The organism is Anaerostipes sp. AF04-45, assembly GCF_003461725.1.
GTDB lineage: Bacteria > Bacillota > Clostridia > Lachnospirales > Lachnospiraceae > Anaerostipes > Anaerostipes caccae.
The window spans coordinates 316,856-334,463 of sequence record NZ_QTXQ01000002.1; the positions used below are offsets into that span (position 1 = coordinate 316,856).

The 17,608-nt window shown below is 46.1% G+C and carries 17 protein-coding genes; 3 read left to right on the forward strand and 14 right to left on the reverse strand.

Annotated elements, in window-relative coordinates; genetic code table 11:
- Positions 1 to 64: 64 nt before the first annotated feature.
- The 6 genes from DWV34_RS04455 to DWV34_RS04480 form a co-directional block, all read right to left on the reverse strand.
- Positions 65 to 1,660, reverse strand: a complete 1,596-nt coding sequence (locus DWV34_RS04455; RefSeq protein ID WP_006569066.1) for a peptide chain release factor 3 — start codon at positions 1,658 to 1,660, stop codon at positions 65 to 67.
- Positions 1,661 to 2,027: 367 nt separating this feature from the next.
- Positions 2,028 to 3,605, reverse strand: coding sequence for an ABC transporter permease/substrate-binding protein (locus tag DWV34_RS04460; RefSeq protein WP_006569067.1), 1,578 nt, complete (start codon positions 3,603 to 3,605; stop codon positions 2,028 to 2,030).
- A 3-nt stretch (positions 3,606 to 3,608) separates the two neighbouring features.
- On the reverse strand, positions 3,609 to 4,790 hold the full coding sequence (locus tag DWV34_RS04465; protein WP_118475538.1) for a betaine/proline/choline family ABC transporter ATP-binding protein: 1,182 nt from the start codon (positions 4,788 to 4,790) through the stop codon (positions 3,609 to 3,611).
- A 206-nt stretch (positions 4,791 to 4,996) separates the two neighbouring features.
- A complete protein-coding gene (locus DWV34_RS04470; RefSeq protein WP_006569069.1) occupies positions 4,997 to 5,893 on the reverse strand; it encodes an SPL family radical SAM protein in 897 nt (298 codons plus the stop codon).
- A 9-nt stretch (positions 5,894 to 5,902) separates the two neighbouring features.
- Positions 5,903 to 6,364: a GyrI-like domain-containing protein gene (locus tag DWV34_RS04475; RefSeq protein ID WP_009290362.1), complete on the reverse strand. Its 462-nt coding sequence runs from the start codon at positions 6,362 to 6,364 to the stop codon at positions 5,903 to 5,905.
- Between the two features lie 64 nt (positions 6,365 to 6,428).
- Positions 6,429 to 7,334 (reverse strand): helix-turn-helix transcriptional regulator, encoded by a 906-nt coding sequence (locus DWV34_RS04480; RefSeq protein ID WP_022260900.1) that lies wholly within the window; start codon positions 7,332 to 7,334, stop codon positions 6,429 to 6,431.
- 89 nt (positions 7,335 to 7,423) lie between these two features.
- Here DWV34_RS04480 and DWV34_RS04485 point away from each other — a divergent pair, with 89 nt between their 5' ends.
- From DWV34_RS04485 to DWV34_RS04495, 3 genes are read left to right on the forward strand one after another with little or no spacing between them, the layout of a single operon-like run.
- On the forward strand, positions 7,424 to 8,305 hold the full coding sequence (locus DWV34_RS04485; RefSeq protein ID WP_009290360.1) for an aldose 1-epimerase family protein: 882 nt from the start codon (positions 7,424 to 7,426) through the stop codon (positions 8,303 to 8,305).
- Between the two features lie 14 nt (positions 8,306 to 8,319).
- On the forward strand, positions 8,320 to 8,952 hold the full coding sequence (locus DWV34_RS04490; RefSeq protein WP_009290359.1) for an HAD family hydrolase: 633 nt from the start codon (positions 8,320 to 8,322) through the stop codon (positions 8,950 to 8,952).
- A gap of 16 nt (positions 8,953 to 8,968) precedes the next feature.
- The gene (locus tag DWV34_RS04495) at positions 8,969 to 9,454 is read left to right on the forward strand and encodes a prolyl-tRNA synthetase associated domain-containing protein (RefSeq protein WP_009290358.1); all 486 of its coding nucleotides are present in this window, start codon (positions 8,969 to 8,971) and stop codon (positions 9,452 to 9,454) included.
- Between the two features lie 105 nt (positions 9,455 to 9,559).
- On the opposite strand, the gene pfkB is transcribed toward DWV34_RS04495, so the two are convergent.
- The 8 genes from pfkB to DWV34_RS04535 all read right to left on the reverse strand — a co-directional run bounded on the left by pfkB (position 9,560) and on the right by DWV34_RS04535 (position 17,543).
- Entirely contained in the window at positions 9,560 to 10,495 is a 936-nt protein-coding gene (gene pfkB, locus DWV34_RS04500) for a 1-phosphofructokinase (protein ID WP_022260901.1), read from the reverse strand.
- 3 nt (positions 10,496 to 10,498) lie between these two features.
- Positions 10,499 to 11,548: a galactitol-1-phosphate 5-dehydrogenase gene (locus DWV34_RS04505; RefSeq protein ID WP_039947153.1), complete on the reverse strand. Its 1,050-nt coding sequence runs from the start codon at positions 11,546 to 11,548 to the stop codon at positions 10,499 to 10,501.
- Between the two features lie 9 nt (positions 11,549 to 11,557).
- The gene (gene gatY / locus DWV34_RS04510; protein WP_022260902.1) at positions 11,558 to 12,406 is read right to left on the reverse strand and encodes a tagatose-bisphosphate aldolase subunit GatY; all 849 of its coding nucleotides are present in this window, start codon (positions 12,404 to 12,406) and stop codon (positions 11,558 to 11,560) included.
- A gap of 66 nt (positions 12,407 to 12,472) precedes the next feature.
- Complete coding sequence (locus DWV34_RS04515; RefSeq protein WP_006569081.1) at positions 12,473 to 13,828, reverse strand: PTS galactitol transporter subunit IIC; 1,356 nt, start codon at positions 13,826 to 13,828, stop codon at positions 12,473 to 12,475.
- A 41-nt stretch (positions 13,829 to 13,869) separates the two neighbouring features.
- On the reverse strand, positions 13,870 to 14,145 hold the full coding sequence (gene gatB, locus DWV34_RS04520) for a PTS galactitol transporter subunit IIB (protein ID WP_006569082.1): 276 nt from the start codon (positions 14,143 to 14,145) through the stop codon (positions 13,870 to 13,872).
- On the reverse strand, positions 14,142 to 14,606 hold the full coding sequence (locus DWV34_RS04525; protein WP_022260903.1) for a PTS sugar transporter subunit IIA: 465 nt from the start codon (positions 14,604 to 14,606) through the stop codon (positions 14,142 to 14,144). The genes gatB and DWV34_RS04525 overlap by 4 nt, the downstream gene beginning before the upstream one ends.
- A gap of 4 nt (positions 14,607 to 14,610) precedes the next feature.
- Positions 14,611 to 16,701 (reverse strand): BglG family transcription antiterminator, encoded by a 2,091-nt coding sequence (locus tag DWV34_RS04530; RefSeq protein WP_009290351.1) that lies wholly within the window; start codon positions 16,699 to 16,701, stop codon positions 14,611 to 14,613.
- Positions 16,702 to 16,844: 143 nt separating this feature from the next.
- Positions 16,845 to 17,543 carry an HAD family hydrolase gene (locus tag DWV34_RS04535; protein WP_009290350.1) on the reverse strand — a complete coding sequence of 233 codons (699 nt, stop codon included), beginning with the start codon at positions 17,541 to 17,543 and terminating at the stop codon, positions 16,845 to 16,847.
- Positions 17,544 to 17,608 lie beyond the last annotated feature (65 nt).

Here is a 17,608-nt window from a genome sequence, read left to right on the forward strand (position 1 = left end):
CCTGCTGCTTCTCGCAACTCTTACTATCATACAGTTAAAAACTGATTCTGTCAACCACTTTTCGTTACTCTTTGCTGAATTCTACCAGTTCCAGCCCTTCGTTGCGGTCCAGAACAAATTGGATGCCCCATTCGTTTTTAAATAAAAGAAGCGGATTTCCTCTCATATCCCGGACTTTCTTTACCTCTGCAACGCCTTTTAACTTATTCATGTCTGTCTGGACATCCTTAATCCAGCGGATCGCCTGGTACGGAAGCGGCTCCAGACGGATCTCACAGTTGTATTCGTTCTCCAGGCGGTATTTCAGCACGTCAAACTGGAGTGTCCCGACCACTCCTACAATAATTTCCGCAAATCCTGCCTGATGCTCCTGGAAAATCTGGATGGCGCCTTCCTGGGCGATCTGTTCCACCCCTTTGACAAACTGCTTTCTCTTCATGGAGTCCAGCTGAATGACCCTGGCAAAATGCTCCGGCGCAAACGTAGGGATCCCCTCATACTCAAAGTCGTCTTTCGGCATGCAGACCGTGTCCCCGATGGAAAAGATGCCCGGATCGAACACACCGATGATGTCTCCGGCGTAGGCTTCGTCTACAATCTTCCTTTCCTGCGCCATGATCTGCTGAGGCTGGGAAAGGCGCATTTTCTTTTTGCTCTGTACATGCTTTACTTCCATGTTGGCTTCGAATTTACCGGAACATATTCTCATAAATGCGATTCTGTCCCTGTGGTTTTTATTCATATTTGCCTGGATCTTGAAGACAAAAGCAGAAAAATCATGTTCCGCAGGAGCAATCTCTGTTCCTTTCGATACTCTCGGAAGCGGCGCTGTGGTCATTTGAAGGAAGTGCTCCAAGAATGGCTGCACACCAAAGTTCGTCAGCGCAGATCCAAAAAATACCGGGGAAAGTTCTCCCTTATGCACTTTTTCCATATCGAGAGGCTGGGATGCACCGTCCAGGAGTTCAATTTCTTCCATAAGATTTTCGTAGAAGTCCTCTCCTATCATCTGCTCAGCCTGTCCGTCATCAATGGAAATGATGGTCTCTTTCGCCTCCTTGGAACCACCTGTAGATACCGACTCAAATCCCAGAATCTCTCTGCTGTTTCTCTCATAGACTCCCTTAAACTCTTTTCCGCATCCGATCGGCCAGTTAACCGGACAGGTGTCAATCCCGAGCACCTTTTCAATATTATCCAGGAGTTCAAATGTATCTTTTGCCTCCCGGTCCATTTTATTGATAAAAGTAAAAATAGGAATGTGCCTCATGACACACACTTTAAATAATTTGATCGTCTGTGCCTCCACACCTTTGGACGCGTCAATGACCATCACCGCACAGTCTGCAGCCATCAGAGTCCGGTAGGTATCCTCGGAAAAGTCCTCATGTCCCGGAGTGTCCAGAATATTGATGCAGTAGTCATCGTATTCAAACTGAAGAACAGAGGAAGTCACAGAGATTCCCCTCTCCTTTTCAATTTCCATCCAGTCTGAGACTGCATGTTTTGCGTTGGCCTTTCCTTTTACCGAACCTGCCGTGTTGATCGCTCCCCCATATAACAAAAACTTTTCTGTAAGCGTTGTCTTACCTGCATCCGGGTGAGAGATGATCGCAAAAGTCCTCCTCCGTCCGATTTCCTTTTCTATGCTGCCTGCCATTCTATCTTCCTCTTTCCTTATTTCTTAAATTTATCCGCTATCTCATTCTATTTATTTGATAACATACCTAGTCATATTAGCATAACGGCAGACAAAATTCCACCCATATTTATATCAATGGCAGCTTTTATATAAGCATGACTAGAACAAAGTGGCAAGCCACTTCAACTCCCCAACCCCCCAATCTTTGAGGGGCTTGACAACTTTGTGTGCCAGATGCGATTTGACGTAGTCAAATAATTTCCTTACGCATCTGTGTACATCCCGCGGAGCGTTTTTTATTTCATAAGAAAGGTCGTAGAACTTTCCTATGAAATAAAAAAATGAAACGCCTGCAGGAAATCTGCAGACGCTTCTCTTAGATCTTCTATTTTTCAATAATTCCCTGTTCTACAAGGTAATCATGTGCCGCTTCTCTCGGTTCCTTTCCAAGTTCATCGACCTCATAATTCATTTCCATCATGGCATCATTCGTCAAGACAGCACTCAATTCGTTAATAACCTTTTCGAGTTCCGGATACTTTTTAAGCGTATCCTCCCTGATAACCGGCACTGCATAATATGGCGGAAAATATTTTTTGTCATCTTCCAGCACTTTCAGCTTAAACTTCTTTAGCAGGCCGTCTGTGGCAAACGCATCCACTACGTCAACTTTTTTATTTTCCAAGGCTGTATATCTCGGTGAGCCGTCAATTCCCGTCTCATTCTTAAACTTAAAACCATAAGTTTCACATAATCCCGGGATACCGTCGGCACGGTTTAAAAATTCCAGAGTGGATCCGATGCTCAGCTGTGAGCCGACTCCCCGCAAGTCGCTGATTTTGTTCAGATTATATTTTTTTGCGGTCTCTTTGGTCACAGCCAGTGTATAGGTATTGTTAAACTTCGTCTGATCCAGGACTTCAAAATTATTCTTTTCCTTAAAATATTTCTTCAGAGTATTGTAGACTTTATCCATGTCATTGGTGGATTCTTCTTTCAGAATATTCATATATGCGGTTCCTGTGTATTCCACATACATGTCAATCTCCCCTTTGTCCTGTGCCTCATAGCAGACTTCACTGCCTCCCAGGTTCTCACGGCGGTCCACTTTGATGTCCGTTTTATCCTCGATCACATCGGCGTAGAGGTTGCAGAGGACCAGCTGTTCCGTGAAATCCTTACTTCCGATGGCAATCCTCTTATCATCTCCCTTGAAGCTTCCAATTATAGAATTGCCCATGATGGCAGCCACCAGAATTCCTACCAGTACAAGCACACCTTTCTGGCGTCTTCTCTTTCTTTTTAACTGTTCTTTTGAACCCTCATATCCCTGCTGCAGGCTGATCGGCGTCACAAGTTTTTCAATCAGTCCTGTGAGATAATCTACCAGAAGTGCCAGGATACAGGACGGGATAGCCCCTGCCAGGATCTGGGCGTTATTCACTGTACGGATTCCTGAAAACACCAGATATCCGAGTCCTCCGGCACCGATAAATGCGGCCATAGTCATAAGCCCCACCGCGGTTACCGCAGAAATCCTCACACCTGCCATGATGATCGGCAGGGCCAGAGGAATTTTTATTTTAAACAGCACCTGTGCTTTTGTTAATCCGATTCCCTTAGCCGCTTCTACCATTTCCGGACTGATACTGTTAATACCGGTAAATGTATTCTTTATGATCGGAAGCAGGGAATAAATAATGACCATCACAACAGCCGGCAGGGTACCGATTCCCAACAGAGGAATGGACAATCCCAAAAGCGCCATGCTCGGGATCGCCTGTACTACATTTGCGACTCCAAGTACTGGTTTATTCAGGTTCTTTACATAGCTGATCAGGATACCGAGAGGGACACCGACGAGAATGGAGCAGCCCACTGCGATGGCGGTGAGTTCGATATGTTCTGTCACCAGAGATAAAATCTGTTCTTTATTTTGTATCATATACTGAATAAATTCCATCGGTTACACCTCCTTCTCTGTCATGTCTTGTTGGCCTTCATCTGACGTCCGGTCCTCTGTGTCTTCCTCATCTTCTGTTAGATACTGCTGGCTCAGCGTAGAGATCAGATTGCTGTTTGTGATCAGTCCAAGTACCTTTTCATTTTCATCAACTACAGGAATATTTCCTACATCATATTCGTCAATCAGTTTTAAAAGCTGCAGGATATTGTCATCCGGACTTGCAGTCAAAACATCTGTCTTCATCATGGTCTCCGCTGCAGCCAGCGGATTCTTGGCACGGTACAGGGCTTTTCTGTTGATCATTCCCTGAAGTTTCCTGTTTTCGTCCACTACTAACAGCGTATCTACATGCCGTTCTTTCATCCTTTTGACACATCGGGTCCTGGACAGGTCACCGGTACAGGTGACGGGATTTTCAATCATAATATCCTCCACCTTTATGTACTCCGGTGACCCCCAGATACGGTTCTTCCCTACGAAGTTTTCCACGAACTCGTTTGCGGGATTTTTCAGGATTTCTTCCGGTGTATCATATTGGAGAATATGGCCGTCTTTCATGATGCAGATTTTGTCTGCGATCTTGATCGCCTCATCCATATCGTGGGTGACAAATACGATGGTTTTGTCCACTTTCTCATGGAGAGCAATCAGCTCGTCCTGAAGGCTGACCCTTGTCATTGGGTCCAGTGCCGAAAAAGGCTCGTCCATCAGCATAATCTTAGGATTGTTGGCGAGTGCCCTGGCAACGCCGACACGCTGCTGCTGCCCGCCGCTCAGATCATTGGGATACCGGTCCAGAAATTCATCTCCGTTAAGGCCGACCATATCCATAAGATATTCCGTATTCTTGCTGATCTGTTCTTCGTCCTTTTTTTCTAATCTTTGAATCAGTTCGATGTTCTCTCTGACCGTCATGTGGGGAAACAGCCCGGCCTGCTGTATCACATATCCGATACTGCGCCGCATCTCGACTTTATTCATATCTTCAATGTCTTTTCCGTCGATGAAAATCTTGCCTTTCGTCGGCCGGATCAGCCGGTTGATCATCTTCAGCGTCGTGGTCTTTCCGCAGCCGCTGGAACCGATGATCGCTACCAGTTCCCCATCTTCAATCGTCAGAGAGATATCCGACAGGACTTTATTATCTTTAAAACTCTTAGTTACATGTTGAAACTCTATCATTCAATTCACTCCTTTTGTATAAACAGTCAAAAGGATCTGTATCTCTCCAGATCCTTTTATTCTGTTTTCTATAAAACAAATTTCATTTGTCTAATATAGAATTGTCAGCACTGTATTTTCTAGTTTACCATATTTAAAAAACTTTTTCCACTCAGGCACAAAGGGGCACTGTACATCTGCTGTACAGTGCCCCTTGTGATACGTTCTTAAAACTGGTCAAAAAAACTCATTTGTCTGGCTTCATACGGACGCCGGTATGCCGTAATGATATGACGCATATTAAACAGGATGCCCGCATCATTGCAGGCGGCCGCAAACCGGCTCCACAGCTGTTTTGCATGCGGACTGGCACACTGATACCGGTCTCCATATCTCTTCTTATATTTTTCCCTCAAATTGTCATCCGGAAACAGTCTGTCCAGTTTCTCAAAATACCATTCTCTCTGATTCTGCCTCAATGTCACTCCAAAGGCAGGATAGATAAAATCTGCTCCGCATTCTTTCGCCTTCTTTACGATACCAAGAATATTTTCTTCTGTATCCTCGATCCACGGAAGCACCGGCATCATTAAAATTCCTGCAAAAATCCCCGCGTCTTTGAGTTTTGCAAGAGCCTCAAAACGTTCAGATGACAGGGATACTCCCGGCTCTATCTTTTTACACATGGAATCATCACAGGTTGTAATGGTCAGCTTGCAGATCACCGGGGAGTGTTCTTTTATTTCTTCGAGTATGTCAATATCTCTTGTGATCATGGCGCTTTTCGTAGCGATGGCGCTGCCGAATCCAAATGCGTTCAGAAGCTCCTGAGCATGCCTGGTCAGCATCAGCTCTTTTTCAAAAGGATTGTACGGATCACTCATGGCTCCGGTTGCCACAACTCCCTTTTTTGTTTTCCTTCTCAGATCATCCCGGATGATTTCCAGGGCATGTTCTTTCGCTTTCACCTGATCAAAATTCTCAATATGATAACAGTCACTCCGGCTGTCACAATAAATACAGCCGTGGCAGCAGCCACGGTATATATTCATGTTATAATCTCCGCCGAACCAGGAGTCTCCCGGTCCTTTGGTGATGATATGTTTTGCTTTTACATAATCCATTCTTATGAATCACTCCTTCAGTGCAATATACATATGGATTTCTGAGTCTTCCAGCGTGCCTCCCGGCTGATACTCTTCAAAGTCTCCAGTAAAGCTGCGGTTTAAATCCATTTTCCACAGCCTGGTCCAAAACTCGCTCACCGCTTTCTGCATATGTCCCCGGACAATAAACTTTGCATATTTTCCTTTTGGAATTACAGCAAAGGTGAGTCCTTCCTGATTCTGCTCTGTGCTGCTGACCTCACATCCTACTGTAATCTGATATTCCTGCATATTCTCATCATTGTAATCAGAATACAGGCCGATGCTCTTTTCGTTTACTTTGTTTGAGATATTAAAAAAAATTCCTTCTTCAAAAAAACGCCCCCACAAGGATCCGATCACCATTCCGGCATCCGGTGCATCATTGGATGTCCTCGCGCTGATCCCTGCAACCATCTTTTCTTCTAATTCTACCACTTCATAGTTCATAATTGTTCCTCCATTGTTTTTTCTTTATTGTACAACAGAGAACCTGACAGCTGTCTGTCAGGTTTTAAATGTTTTCTTCATATTGTCCCGCCATAAGGCGGAGACGGCGTTTCATTTCGCTGCGGACTTCTTTTGGCCCCAGCACCTCAAGCCCCGGCCCGAAGGATAGAAGCCATCCATACAGCCATTCTTCATCTGCACAAGGAAATGTGATATAAAAAGTCTCCTTCTCCTCTCTGATCCAGTCCGGATCGAATTCATCATAGACGCGGAATCCAAGACTTTTCTCTGCCCTGACGGATACTTCCATATCCTTTTTTTCTTCCAGAGACGGCATTGTTTTCATATCCCGAATGTCTTTTCTCAAAAAGCGTTCTTCTGTTTTTACCAAATTTTTAAGCCTCTTGAGCTTAAAGATCCGTATCTCCCCGCTCTTTTTGCAGAATGCCGTGAGATACCAGTCCATGCCGCGGAAATACAGCTGCATGGGCTCTGCTTCCCTTCTGGAATATTCGCCCTTTGCATTATAGTAATCAAATGTGACCACTTCCCTGTTAAGGATCGCTTCTTTCAGTGTTTCAAACAGTTCCTTTTCTCCTCTTGGGTTCCACCGTGAAAAGTCCACATAGACCCAGTTCTCATCGTCCTTCTGGAACAGGCTGGACAATCTGGATAAGAGTTTTTTGGCATCCATGTGGTTCGTGACTGCCATGCATTGGAGTGAGAGAAGGATCTGACTTTGTTCCTCTTCCGTAAGGGCAGACTTGTCCATGACAAAGTCTTCCAGCAGGCCAATGCCCCCTCCCTTTCCCTGAGTGCAGTATACCGGTATGCCCGCACTGCTGAGTGCATCGATGTCCCGGTAGATCGTTCTCACCGAAACCTCAAACCTCTCGGCGAGCTCCGGCGCTGTCACTTTCTTTTTCTCCAGCAAAATATAAATGATCTCAAATAAACGGCTGCTTGTCATGATGTTTCTCCTTTGCACCATTATATCATATAAGGTATAATATTCTGAAAAGAAACTTGTTTATTTTTGTTCAGCAAAAGGAGCGTAATATGAGTTCATATCAAGTAAAAAACGATGTTCTTTCAGTTTCTGTCGACACATCCGGGGCAGGCCTTACTTCTATTAAAGATAAAACAGGCTTAGAGTATTTATGGCAGGGCAATCCTGATTACTGGAGCGGACAGGCTCCGATTTTGTTTCCAATCTGCGGCAGTTTAAGAAACGGGGAAGCGCAAATTGGAGACGGAAAATCCTGTTCCATGGGCAGGCACGGAATCGCCAGAAGATGTGAATTTACTCTCCGGCGCCTGGACAGTGACAGCATTTCTTTGTTTCTGCATGCTGACGCAGAAACCATGAAATCTTTCCCCTTTGACTTTGAGCTGGAAATGACGTACCGGATCAAAGACCGCAGTGTGATAGTCGAACACACCGTAAAGAACTGCGGATCTGAAGTAATGCCGTATTTTGTCGGAGGACATCCCGCGTTTAACTGCCCTCTCCATGGCGGAGAAGCTTTCGAGGATTATATCATAGAATTTGAAAAACCGGAGACGGCCGGATGCCCGGTTTTGACAGAGGACGGCCTGATCAATGTAAACAACAGAAAGGCTTTTCTTGATCATGCATCTTCCTTCGGTGTAAAACACGAACTCTTTTATGACGACGCCCTGATCTTTGACACTCTGGAATCCAGATCGGCTTCTTTGCTGCATAAAGAGACGGGAAAGGGAATCCGTGTGGATTTTGAAGGCTTTGATTACCTCGGCATCTGGTCCAGCGCCAACGACGGCCCATTTGTGGCAATTGAACCCTGGTCAGGCACTTCTACCTGCTCTGATGAAGACGATATTTTTGAACACAAACGCGGAGTCCGCATGCTGGCCCCGGAACAGTCAGAGACACTTGCCTATACGATTTCAGTTTTATAAAATGAGGAAGACATATGAATCACTTATCACTTGATTATAAAATGATCTGTTTTGATCTGGACGGTACTCTGCTGGACACCAAATATTCCATTCTCGCAGGCTTCAGAGACCTGTACGAAGAGATATGGAATGAATGCAGGCCGCTTAATGAGCTTGAGTTTGTTCTCGGCGGCGACAGCCTGGCCCTGCTGGACTCTATGGGTTTTCCTGAAGGAAGTATTCACGGGTGGTTAAAATATATTGACTGCTATGCACATACGATCCATCCGTTTGACGGAATTTTAGATACGTTGTCTGCCCTGAGTCAAAAAGGGCTTATCCTGAGCGTTGCCACAAATAAACTCCGAATTGAATATGAAGAAACGATGGAGCGCCATGGGCTGAAACGTTTCATGGAGCACTCCATCTGCCTGGACGAGGTTTCCCATGCCAAACCGGATCCGGAACCTCTGTTATATTTGGCAGAACAGTCTGAAATACCGATAAGCCAAATGCTCTTTATCGGGGATACCAGCTATGATATAGACTGTGCCAGAGCTGCCGGATGTGATTTTGCCCTGGCAGGATGGGGAGCTTCTGAGGCATTAAAAAAAGAATATGCTGTTGTGCTGGAAAAACCGGACGAACTTCTGTCACTGATCCAATAGAAAGAAGGACTTAAACATGAAACAAAAGGTATTAGAGACGCTTGACCGCCTCCACATCCCATATGAGTACGAAGATCACCCTGCTGCCTATACCATGGAGGAGATCGAGGCTCTGCATCTGACCAGACCCAATGAATCCATCGCAAAAAATCTCTTTTTAAGAGACGGCAGCGGCAAGCGGCATTTTCTTGTTCTTGCTGCCGGAGACAAGCCTGTGGATCTGAAAACACTCCGGCAGACCATCGGTTCATCCAGATTAAGTTTCGCATCGGAGGAACGTCTCATGAAGCATCTGAAGGTAACGAAAGGCTCTGTCTCTCCCATGGGAATCTTAAACGATGAACACCTGGCTGTAGAAGTTTTCATAGATGAAGAGTTAAAAGACAGCTCCTGCATCGGAGTCCATCCAAACGATAACACTGCCACGGTGTGGATCAGTTGTGCCGATTTGGAACAGGTCATCCGCCACCACGGAAATTCTGTTACATATATCCCTGTCTAAACAAAGCGGCAGACCCACTTCATCTCCCGGCACCTCAGTATTTAGTGCTTGAAAACTTTAAAAAGCAAGACACTCCATCCTGCATAGTGTCTTGCTTCTCTGCTGTTAATAAGTAATTTCTTCAACTTCTGCCTTTGAATGAATTTCTTCCATATCTTTAACCCGGAATCTTCCTGTCCCCGGATTCATCGCGTTGGCCGCAGACACTGCCACTGCATAAGCCAGTGCTTCTTTGTCTGATTTTCCCTGGCAGAATGCCGCTGCAAAGGCTCCCACCATGGAATCTCCGCATCCCACCGGATTCACCGCGTCCAGTTCAGGAGGCTTTCCATGATAAATTCTATCTTCACATATCATCAAAGCTCCTTTGGCCCCAAGGGATATGACTACATATGGGATGCCCTGGCTTACAAGCTTTTTGCCCGCCAAAATCAGGTCTTCCCGGTTTTTAATCTCCACTCCAAGCAGGTCTTCCAACTCTTCTTGATTAGGTTTTATCATCGTAGGTTTCGCTTTGAGCCCTTCTCTCAAATACTCACCGCTGGTATCTAAAATAACCTGTTTCCCTTGCCGTTTCACTATTTCGATCAGCTCTTGGTAGCAGTCTGCCCCAAGCCCCCTTGGAGCACTTCCTGAGATCGTGACCACATGGCTTTCCCTTACCAACTCTTCAAAATCCTTTAGGAACCGATGCCACTCCTCTTCCTCCACCGGTGCACCCGGTTCCAGAAATTCCGTGGATGTACCGTCCCCGGCCAATATATTAATACAGCTTCTGGACTCGCCCTTTACTTTTGTAAATCTGCTTTGAATTCCGTCTTCACAGAGCATTGCTTTGACATAATCCCCGTTAAATCCTCCGGCAAAACCGGCCGCTAAAACATCTTCTCCGCACAGGTCTGCGATCCTTGCCACATTGAGCCCTTTTCCTCCTGCGGTGTTCCTGCACTCATCCACCCTGGAGACGGTACCGGGACACACAGCTCCTTTTATTTTGTATGCTTTATCCACAGATACATTCAGTGTCACTGTTAAAATCATAAATCATCCCTCACTGTCAATCAAAATCTTGCCTTTTACAGCGCCTTTTTCCTTGTAAAGTTCAAAGGCATCCGCTATCTCAGATAAAGGCAGTTTCTTAAAGATCAGTGAATCATCAAATTTCAGCTGGCCGGTCTTAAAATAATGGGCTGTGAGCTCCCACTCTTTCCCCGGAAACGGTGCGCTGTAGGACATCCAGGACCCGGTCAGGGTAAATTCTTTCCGGTTCATATTTTCCCATTCTTCCACACTGAAAGATAATTCTTTCGTCGGTGTTCCGATAAAACAGACTCCCGCTTTGTTGGCTGCCAGACGGAACGCATATTTCATGGTCGTGGTAACCCCTGCAGTCTCATATACATAGCCGAACCCTTTGCCCCCGGTGAGTGCCATAGCCTGATCCATGAAGTCTTCCTCCAGAGTATTAATGCCATTATCGATGCTAAGTTTCTTCGCAAGCTTAAGTCTCTCGTCACTGATGTCAAAAACCGTGACCCTTTTAGCGCCGAAAATCTTTGCCCACTGGGCCGTGAACAGTCCGATGGTGCCGCCGCCCAGGACTGCCACATCTTCTCCGCCCTGGTAGCCGGTCCTTAAAAGTCCGTGGAGAGCCACTGTGGCAGGCTCAAAGAAAGCCCCCTGCTCAAAAGATACAGAATCCTCAAATTTTACCGCATTTTTCTCCGGCACCGCCACATACTCGGCGAAACTTCCGAATTCCCTGGAGCCGATAAAACTGTAATGTTTACAGAGGGAATAATTCCCCTTCCGGCAGTCCTCACATTCCATGCACGGAACCAGCGGCACACCGGCCACACGGTCACCCGGCTTTAAGGAGGATACTCCCTCTCCTACGGTTTCTACCACACCGGAAAATTCATGTCCCAGCACATTTGGGAAGAAATGACACGCATCCCCGTTGACTCTCGGCACATCAGATCCGCAGATCCCTGTATATTTGACTTTGACCAGCACCTGCCCTTTTTCCGGCACCGGGGTCTTGATTTCCTCGAACCGGATATCATTTTTTGCATGGACCACTCCTGCTTTCATTCCACTCACCTAAGCCTTTCCTTCACTCTTTACAACCTTCATTTTTGATTTGACATAGTCCTTTACCATTTGTTTTCCCGCAGCATTATATTTTTTAGGATCGATCGTATCCGGTTTTTCTCTGAGCACACCGGTAACCCCTTTTGAAAAGGCAATCCGTAGATCTGTGGCGTAATTCACCTTACAGATTCCCCGTTTGACACATTCCGCCACTGTCTCGTCTGGCACACCGCTTGTTCCGTGGAGTACTAATGGTATGGAGACTGCTTCCCGAATTTCTGACAGGCGCAGAAAGTCCAGTTTCGGTTCTCCTTTGTAAACTCCGTGGGCTGTGCCGATAGCCACAGCCAGGGAGGTGATGCCCGTTTTATTTACAAATACTAATGCTTCGGAAGGTTCTGTGTAGCCTCCGGCCCCTCCGTCCAGGTCGTCTTCCTTTCCCCCGACTTTTCCCAGCTCCGCTTCCACAGGCACTTTGGAAGGAGCACATGCATCGACTACGGACTTGGTAAGCCGAATATTCTCCTCAAAGGATTCATGGGAACCATCGATCATAATGGATGTATATCCGGTCCTCAAGGCCTGCATGGCCAGTTCAAAGCTGTTTCCGTGATCCAGATGCATAGCAATAGGCACGCTGGCACGCTCTGCCGCGGTCCGTACATTTGCCAGAAAATAATCCAGTCCCGCATAGTTTACCGTGGACGGCGTAGTCTGCATGATAACCGGGGAACGAAGCTCCTCGGCTGCCTCCATGACCGCCATGACCATCTCCATATTCTCTACATTAAAAGCGCCCACTGCATACCCGTTTTTCTGGGCATCAAGGAGCATCTGTGTTGTTGTCATTAATGGCATCTTTTTTCCTCCTGATCTTCGGTTATCAGTCCGGGCGGGCAAAAGCCCGCCCGGTTTTCTGATGTTTTACTGTTCTTCTTTTAATGCTGCCGCTCTGGCCTTGGATGTCCTTACAGTGAATACGAGACAGACTGCGTAGATTACGGCGATGACAGCCAGCCCTGCAAGATTTTCTCTCGTAAAGATCTGTGTGAACATATAGGTGATCGGTGACCCTCCCTGGTCAAGCGCTGCAATCCTGGATGCTCCGTTTGTCAGGTTCACAGACTTAGCAAGTGCCGTCGTCCACGGAATTGCCTGGTTTGCGATCCAGATGGTCACATACATGATCACAGAGCCTGAGATCAGTGTGCGGAACAGATTTCCCTTGTGCACTGCAACGGCAATGGCGATAAAGAATCCGATGGTTGCCAGATCACCAAATGGAAGAATGACATTTCCAGGCACAATCACTGCGATCAAAATGGTCAGCGGGATAAAGATCAGCCCTGCGGTTACTACCTGGGAATCCCCTAAAAGAATCGCCGGATCGAGTCCGATATAGAACTCTCCGTCCCCGGAACGTTTGGTGAGTATTTCCTTCATTCTCTCTGAGATCGGCATCAGGCCTTCCATGATACATTTTGTGATTTTCGGCATCAGTACCATGACTGCGGACATCTTGATGCCCAGCTGGAGCGCAGCCTGAAAATTATAGCCTGCCAGCGCACCTACTAAAGTTCCGAGGAGTCCTCCGATAACGATCGGTTCTCCGAGCACACCTACTTTTTCCTGCAGTTTATCGGCAGTAATACTGATCTTGTTCAGTCCCGGTATCTTTTCGATAATGGCATCAATCGTGCAGGCAAACGGTGCCAGGTAGGCGGATGTTCCGTGGGGAACGGTGAGCCCTTCCAGTTCAAAATAGTCTTCCATCAGCGGCGCATACAGGTCACCGAATTTGTATGTAAAGATTGCGTGGACCACTACTCCTGCAATACCGATGGCAAAGTTTCCTGTCACCGCATAGGCGATCGCCCCGGTAAATGTCATGTGCCAGATGTTCCAAATATCAATGTTTACAGTTTTGGTAAGCTTGAGTACAAGCATCACCACATTTACAAGAATCGCTACCGGGATCGCAACGGTTGCGATGCCGGATGCCCATGTGATCGGTGACATCCCCGGCCACCCCACGTCTACAACGCTCATGTGAAGCCCAAACGTCTCTGACATGGCCTTTGCCGCAGGCCCCAGGTTGGCATTCATCATGTCGACAATGAGTCCCAGTCCTACAAATCCGACTCCTACCATCAGTCCGGCACGGATTGCCTTTCCTACTTTCACTCCTACAATAATACTCAGTACTGCTATGACGAGAGGCAGCATAACCGATGCACCCAGGCCAATGATGTAATTAATCGCGTCTCCAAAAATACCCATAGTTTTTCTCCTTTACCTCCATGATGTTTCCTGCATGTCTGTTATTTCAGTACTTCTAAAATCTTTGCTTTGGTTTTATCTGCTCCAATCCCTGAGATAAACGGCATTCCTGTGATCAGCGGCACACCGTAATCACGTTTTACTTTTGAAGTCGTCACGATCAGATCTGCTGGAAGATTGGATTCAATCTCCGAGATTCTCACCTGTGCGATCTCCACATCAATCCCATTTTCCTTTGCCAGATCCACCACTGCGTTTGCCGCTACTGTGGATGTTGCCACTGCTCCTCCGCATGCTACGATGACTTTCTTTTTCATAATGACTTCTCCTTTTCTTTGATGATATTTATAATTTCTTCCGGGTTCTGCGCATTGCTGAGTTTTTCTACTACATGAGGGTCCTGCAGAATCCCTAAGATTGCCTGTAATAATTCCAGATGCCCTTTCTCATCCACGGCCAGCATGAAGATAACCCGTACCTCCACGGTCTCATCATCCGTTCCCATCTGTACGAAGGTGACCGGCTTTTTCGTGGTGGCGATGGCGATGCCCTTTTTCAGAACATGGCTCACATCCGTATGTGGAATGGCAACTCCCACTTCCCCCATGTCGACGCCTGTGGGAAAGTCTTTCTCCCTAATCTTTAATGCCTCTACATAGCTGTCCTTACAGTAGCCCAGAGAGACTAATTTTCCCCCCGCCTGCTCAAAAATATCCGCGCTGTCTCTGGCTTCAATCTGAGGCAGAATCAATTCCTTGCTTAAACGTTCCCAAACCATGTTGTCACTCCTTTATTCTCTGTTCATAAGTTTTAATAATCGCCGCCGTCTCCCGCGGACTTTCGGCATTCCACAGTTCTTCCTTAAATCTCTGGTTCGTCAGCATATTGACTAAATGAAAAAACGCTTTGATGTGCTTTTTGTGGTCCACGGTGCTCAGGCAGCAGAAAAATCTCACTTCTTCCCGGTCGCCGTCCTCATCCTCGATGACCACCGGTTCCTTAAGCCGGATCATATTCATTCCAACTTTTTTGCTGCCCAGCTCAAAGCCCTCGTGGGGCAGTGCAAACCCTTTGGAAATGACAATATAACTGCCGTTTTCCAGTACGTTTTCTATCATGGCGTCTACATACCGCTCTTCGATATATCCTTTGAAAAGCAGCGGTTCAGCCGACTTTCTGATGGCATCCTTCCAGTCTCTGCACTCAATATTGAGCTGGATATTCTTTTCTCTCAATAATTCCCACAGAAACGGCTCCCGCTCCTCATCAAAGGACTCTCCAAAATACTCATAGATCTTCATGGAGACTTCCTGAAACAGCTCCGGATCTCTGATCATAGGCCGAAGAATCGCAGAAAGTTCCTCTGGATTTCTGTCTTTTTCGGGCAGCTTCTTTTTGCTTCCTCTGTTCTTTTTCTGCAGAAGCTCGATCTTTTTATTCACTCTCAGGTAATCTTCGTCGGAAAACATCGGTGTCACAAGCACATATTCTCCCTCATAATCCTTTAAGGGAATCGTGGACACGATCATATCAATGTCTTCATAATGGCTTTTTCTTAAATCATGAGCAGAGACAACATCGACAATGTGAAAGTCAAAGCGGTTTCTCATTTTTGCAAGAAGGAGCTGCGATGTCCCCACTCCGCCATTACAGACAATGACAACACGGAACTCAATTTCCTTTTTCTTTCTCCTCTCCAGAGCGGCACTGATGTGAATCACGATGTAGTCGGCCTCAATCGCCTGGATCTTTCTTCCCACAAACCGTTCCAGCATCTCAATGTTGTTCTTAACCGCATACAGAGTTTCCTGATTTTGTTCTACGATCTGTCTGAGAAAATCGTCTCTCTGAGTGATATTAAACTCCTTTGTAAAAATGGATTCCAGATGATTGACAAGATTTTCATAAAACACAAAGTCCCGGTTAAGATCCACATGAAGCTCATTGGATATCTGCTCGATGAATTTCCTTGTGACCAGCTGCAGGCCGATGATCCTCTGGTTCCTGCTGTCTTTTTTTATGTAGCTTAAGCTGTCCAGAATATCGCTCAACAGTTCCTTTTCCCCCTGGCTCTCAGGAAGTTCCCAGTACTGGCACACATACCTCAAAATATCCTCTGCCATCTCGTACTTGCTCTTCTTTACCTCTAAAGACTCGGTGATCTGATGCCCCTTTTTCACTCTCTGGATCAGTATGGTCAGATACGAGAGCAGGTAGTTGAAAGATGCATCGGTTAAAAATCTTCCGTGTGCGTGCTCCTGTTCATTGATGATTTTCTGCAGGTTCTGTTTGTCTTCTTTTTTCAGCCTGTGGCTGATATTCAGTCCTCTGATGAAGCTTTGTACCACAGAACCTGCGGCCTGAAAAGATCCGTCCTGGTTCAGAAGCTTTAAAAGACATGCCCGCTTATCACTCTCCTTTCCGTGAAGAACCAGTCCTTTGTTGGAATGGGATTCCACAGTAAGATGCTCCTTTAAAAGCATCTGCTTGACACTCTCTAAATCGTTGATAACTGTGGCCCTGCTCACATACAAAAGTTCTGCCATGTTTGATAAGGTCGTGTAGTCCGAAGCTTCGATCAGGATCGCCGCAATCAGCGGCTTTCTCTCTCCTTTGGAAAGGCGGTATGTGTAAAAATCGTTCTGATTAAACAGACCTGCCGCCAGTTCGATGTCATCCTCCACAAGGAGTGTCCCATTGCTTCCCAGTTTTACTAAGGAAAGCTCATGCTGTTCCAAGAAGTCATTGACATCATTGATGTCATTTCTTATGGTGCGCTCCGACACCTGGAATTTCTCTGCCAGTTCACTGATACGGAATGTCTTCTCCAAATCCATGAGTCCCAGCAGAATCTCCCTTGATCTCTTGTTCATTTTTATCCCTCCGTTGCTGTATCTTTACTATATCATCGTCCCCTTTCAAAAAACAGTCAAAAGGATTTCGGACATTTTTGCAAAAAAATAGACAGGTCTAAAACCTTTCCATACGTTTTGAAAAGTTTTAGACCTGTCATTTGTTACAGAAGCTTTTGCAGCAGCCGGTACAGTTCTTCTTCGGAACCGACACAATAATCCGGCCGCACCCCGGACACCGGATACGGATGATTTCTCCGGTTCATCCAGATGGAATAAAGACCGGCACTTTTGGCTCCCTCTACATCATTTCGGTAGGAATCTCCCACATACCAGACCTCGGCATCCTGAAGCTTCATCTTATCACATGCATACCAAAAAATCTTTTCGTCAGGCTTTGCGGTCCCCACATCTCCGGATACGAAGATTACCTCGTCCAAAAACCACTCCCCAAGACCCAATGTTTCTATTTTCTCCCACTGGTGTCCGGATGGTCCGTTGGTGATCACGCCTATGGGAACCCTGTCCCGGCAGAATGTCAGCATTTCTTTTATAACCTCAGAGACACTGATTTGTTTTTGATATCCCGCATAGAATTCTTGAAATTTAAGTGCGTCTTCATCTGATATTTGTATATCAAACTCTTTGAGCGCCTTACTGATCCTGTAAATATACATCTCATCCATTGTCATCTGCCCGCTCTGGGAATGTTCAAAAGCCTCGTCACTGTACTTTCTGCTCAGCGCAAACAGCCGCTCCATATCAATCTCATATGTTTCACCAAATAACTGACGGAAAGCTCTTTCAAAGGGCTCCCGCTGGTCATACAAAGTATCGTCCACATCAAATAAAACCGCATCCATATTTTTTCTCCCTTTTTATTATATAGGATGATTATAACCGACATTTTATGAGAAAAAAAGACAGA

Excerpts from the sequence above, each read along its gene's own strand:
- DWV34_RS04485 (WP_009290360.1), top strand. The coding sequence starts at position 7,424 with ATGAGTTCATATCAAGTAAAAAACGATGTTCTTTCAGTTTCTGTCGAC.
- DWV34_RS04480 (WP_022260900.1), bottom strand. The coding sequence starts at position 7,334 with ATGACAAGCAGCCGTTTATTTGAGATCATTTATATTTTGCTGGAGAAA.
- DWV34_RS04455 (WP_006569066.1), bottom strand. The coding sequence starts at position 1,660 with ATGGCAGGCAGCATAGAAAAGGAAATCGGACGGAGGAGGACTTTTGCG.
- DWV34_RS04475 (WP_009290362.1), bottom strand. The coding sequence starts at position 6,364 with ATGAACTATGAAGTGGTAGAATTAGAAGAAAAGATGGTTGCAGGGATC.
- DWV34_RS04535 (WP_009290350.1), bottom strand. The coding sequence starts at position 17,543 with ATGGATGCGGTTTTATTTGATGTGGACGATACTTTGTATGACCAGCGG.
- gatY (WP_022260902.1), bottom strand. The coding sequence starts at position 12,406 with ATGCCATTAATGACAACAACACAGATGCTCCTTGATGCCCAGAAAAAC.
- pfkB (WP_022260901.1), bottom strand. The coding sequence starts at position 10,495 with ATGATTTTAACAGTGACACTGAATGTATCTGTGGATAAAGCATACAAA.
- DWV34_RS04530 (WP_009290351.1), bottom strand. The coding sequence starts at position 16,701 with ATGAACAAGAGATCAAGGGAGATTCTGCTGGGACTCATGGATTTGGAG.
- DWV34_RS04460 (WP_006569067.1), bottom strand. The coding sequence starts at position 3,605 with ATGGAATTTATTCAGTATATGATACAAAATAAAGAACAGATTTTATCT.
- DWV34_RS04525 (WP_022260903.1), bottom strand. The coding sequence starts at position 14,606 with ATGGTTTGGGAACGTTTAAGCAAGGAATTGATTCTGCCTCAGATTGAA.
- gatB (WP_006569082.1), bottom strand. The coding sequence starts at position 14,145 with ATGAAAAAGAAAGTCATCGTAGCATGCGGAGGAGCAGTGGCAACATCC.
- DWV34_RS04470 (WP_006569069.1), bottom strand. The coding sequence starts at position 5,893 with ATGGATTATGTAAAAGCAAAACATATCATCACCAAAGGACCGGGAGAC.
- DWV34_RS04515 (WP_006569081.1), bottom strand. The coding sequence starts at position 13,828 with ATGGGTATTTTTGGAGACGCGATTAATTACATCATTGGCCTGGGTGCA.
- DWV34_RS04465 (WP_118475538.1), bottom strand. The coding sequence starts at position 4,790 with ATGATAGAGTTTCAACATGTAACTAAGAGTTTTAAAGATAATAAAGTC.
- DWV34_RS04495 (WP_009290358.1), top strand. The coding sequence starts at position 8,969 with ATGAAACAAAAGGTATTAGAGACGCTTGACCGCCTCCACATCCCATAT.
- DWV34_RS04490 (WP_009290359.1), top strand. The coding sequence starts at position 8,320 with ATGAATCACTTATCACTTGATTATAAAATGATCTGTTTTGATCTGGAC.
- DWV34_RS04505 (WP_039947153.1), bottom strand. The coding sequence starts at position 11,548 with ATGAAAGCAGGAGTGGTCCATGCAAAAAATGATATCCGGTTCGAGGAA.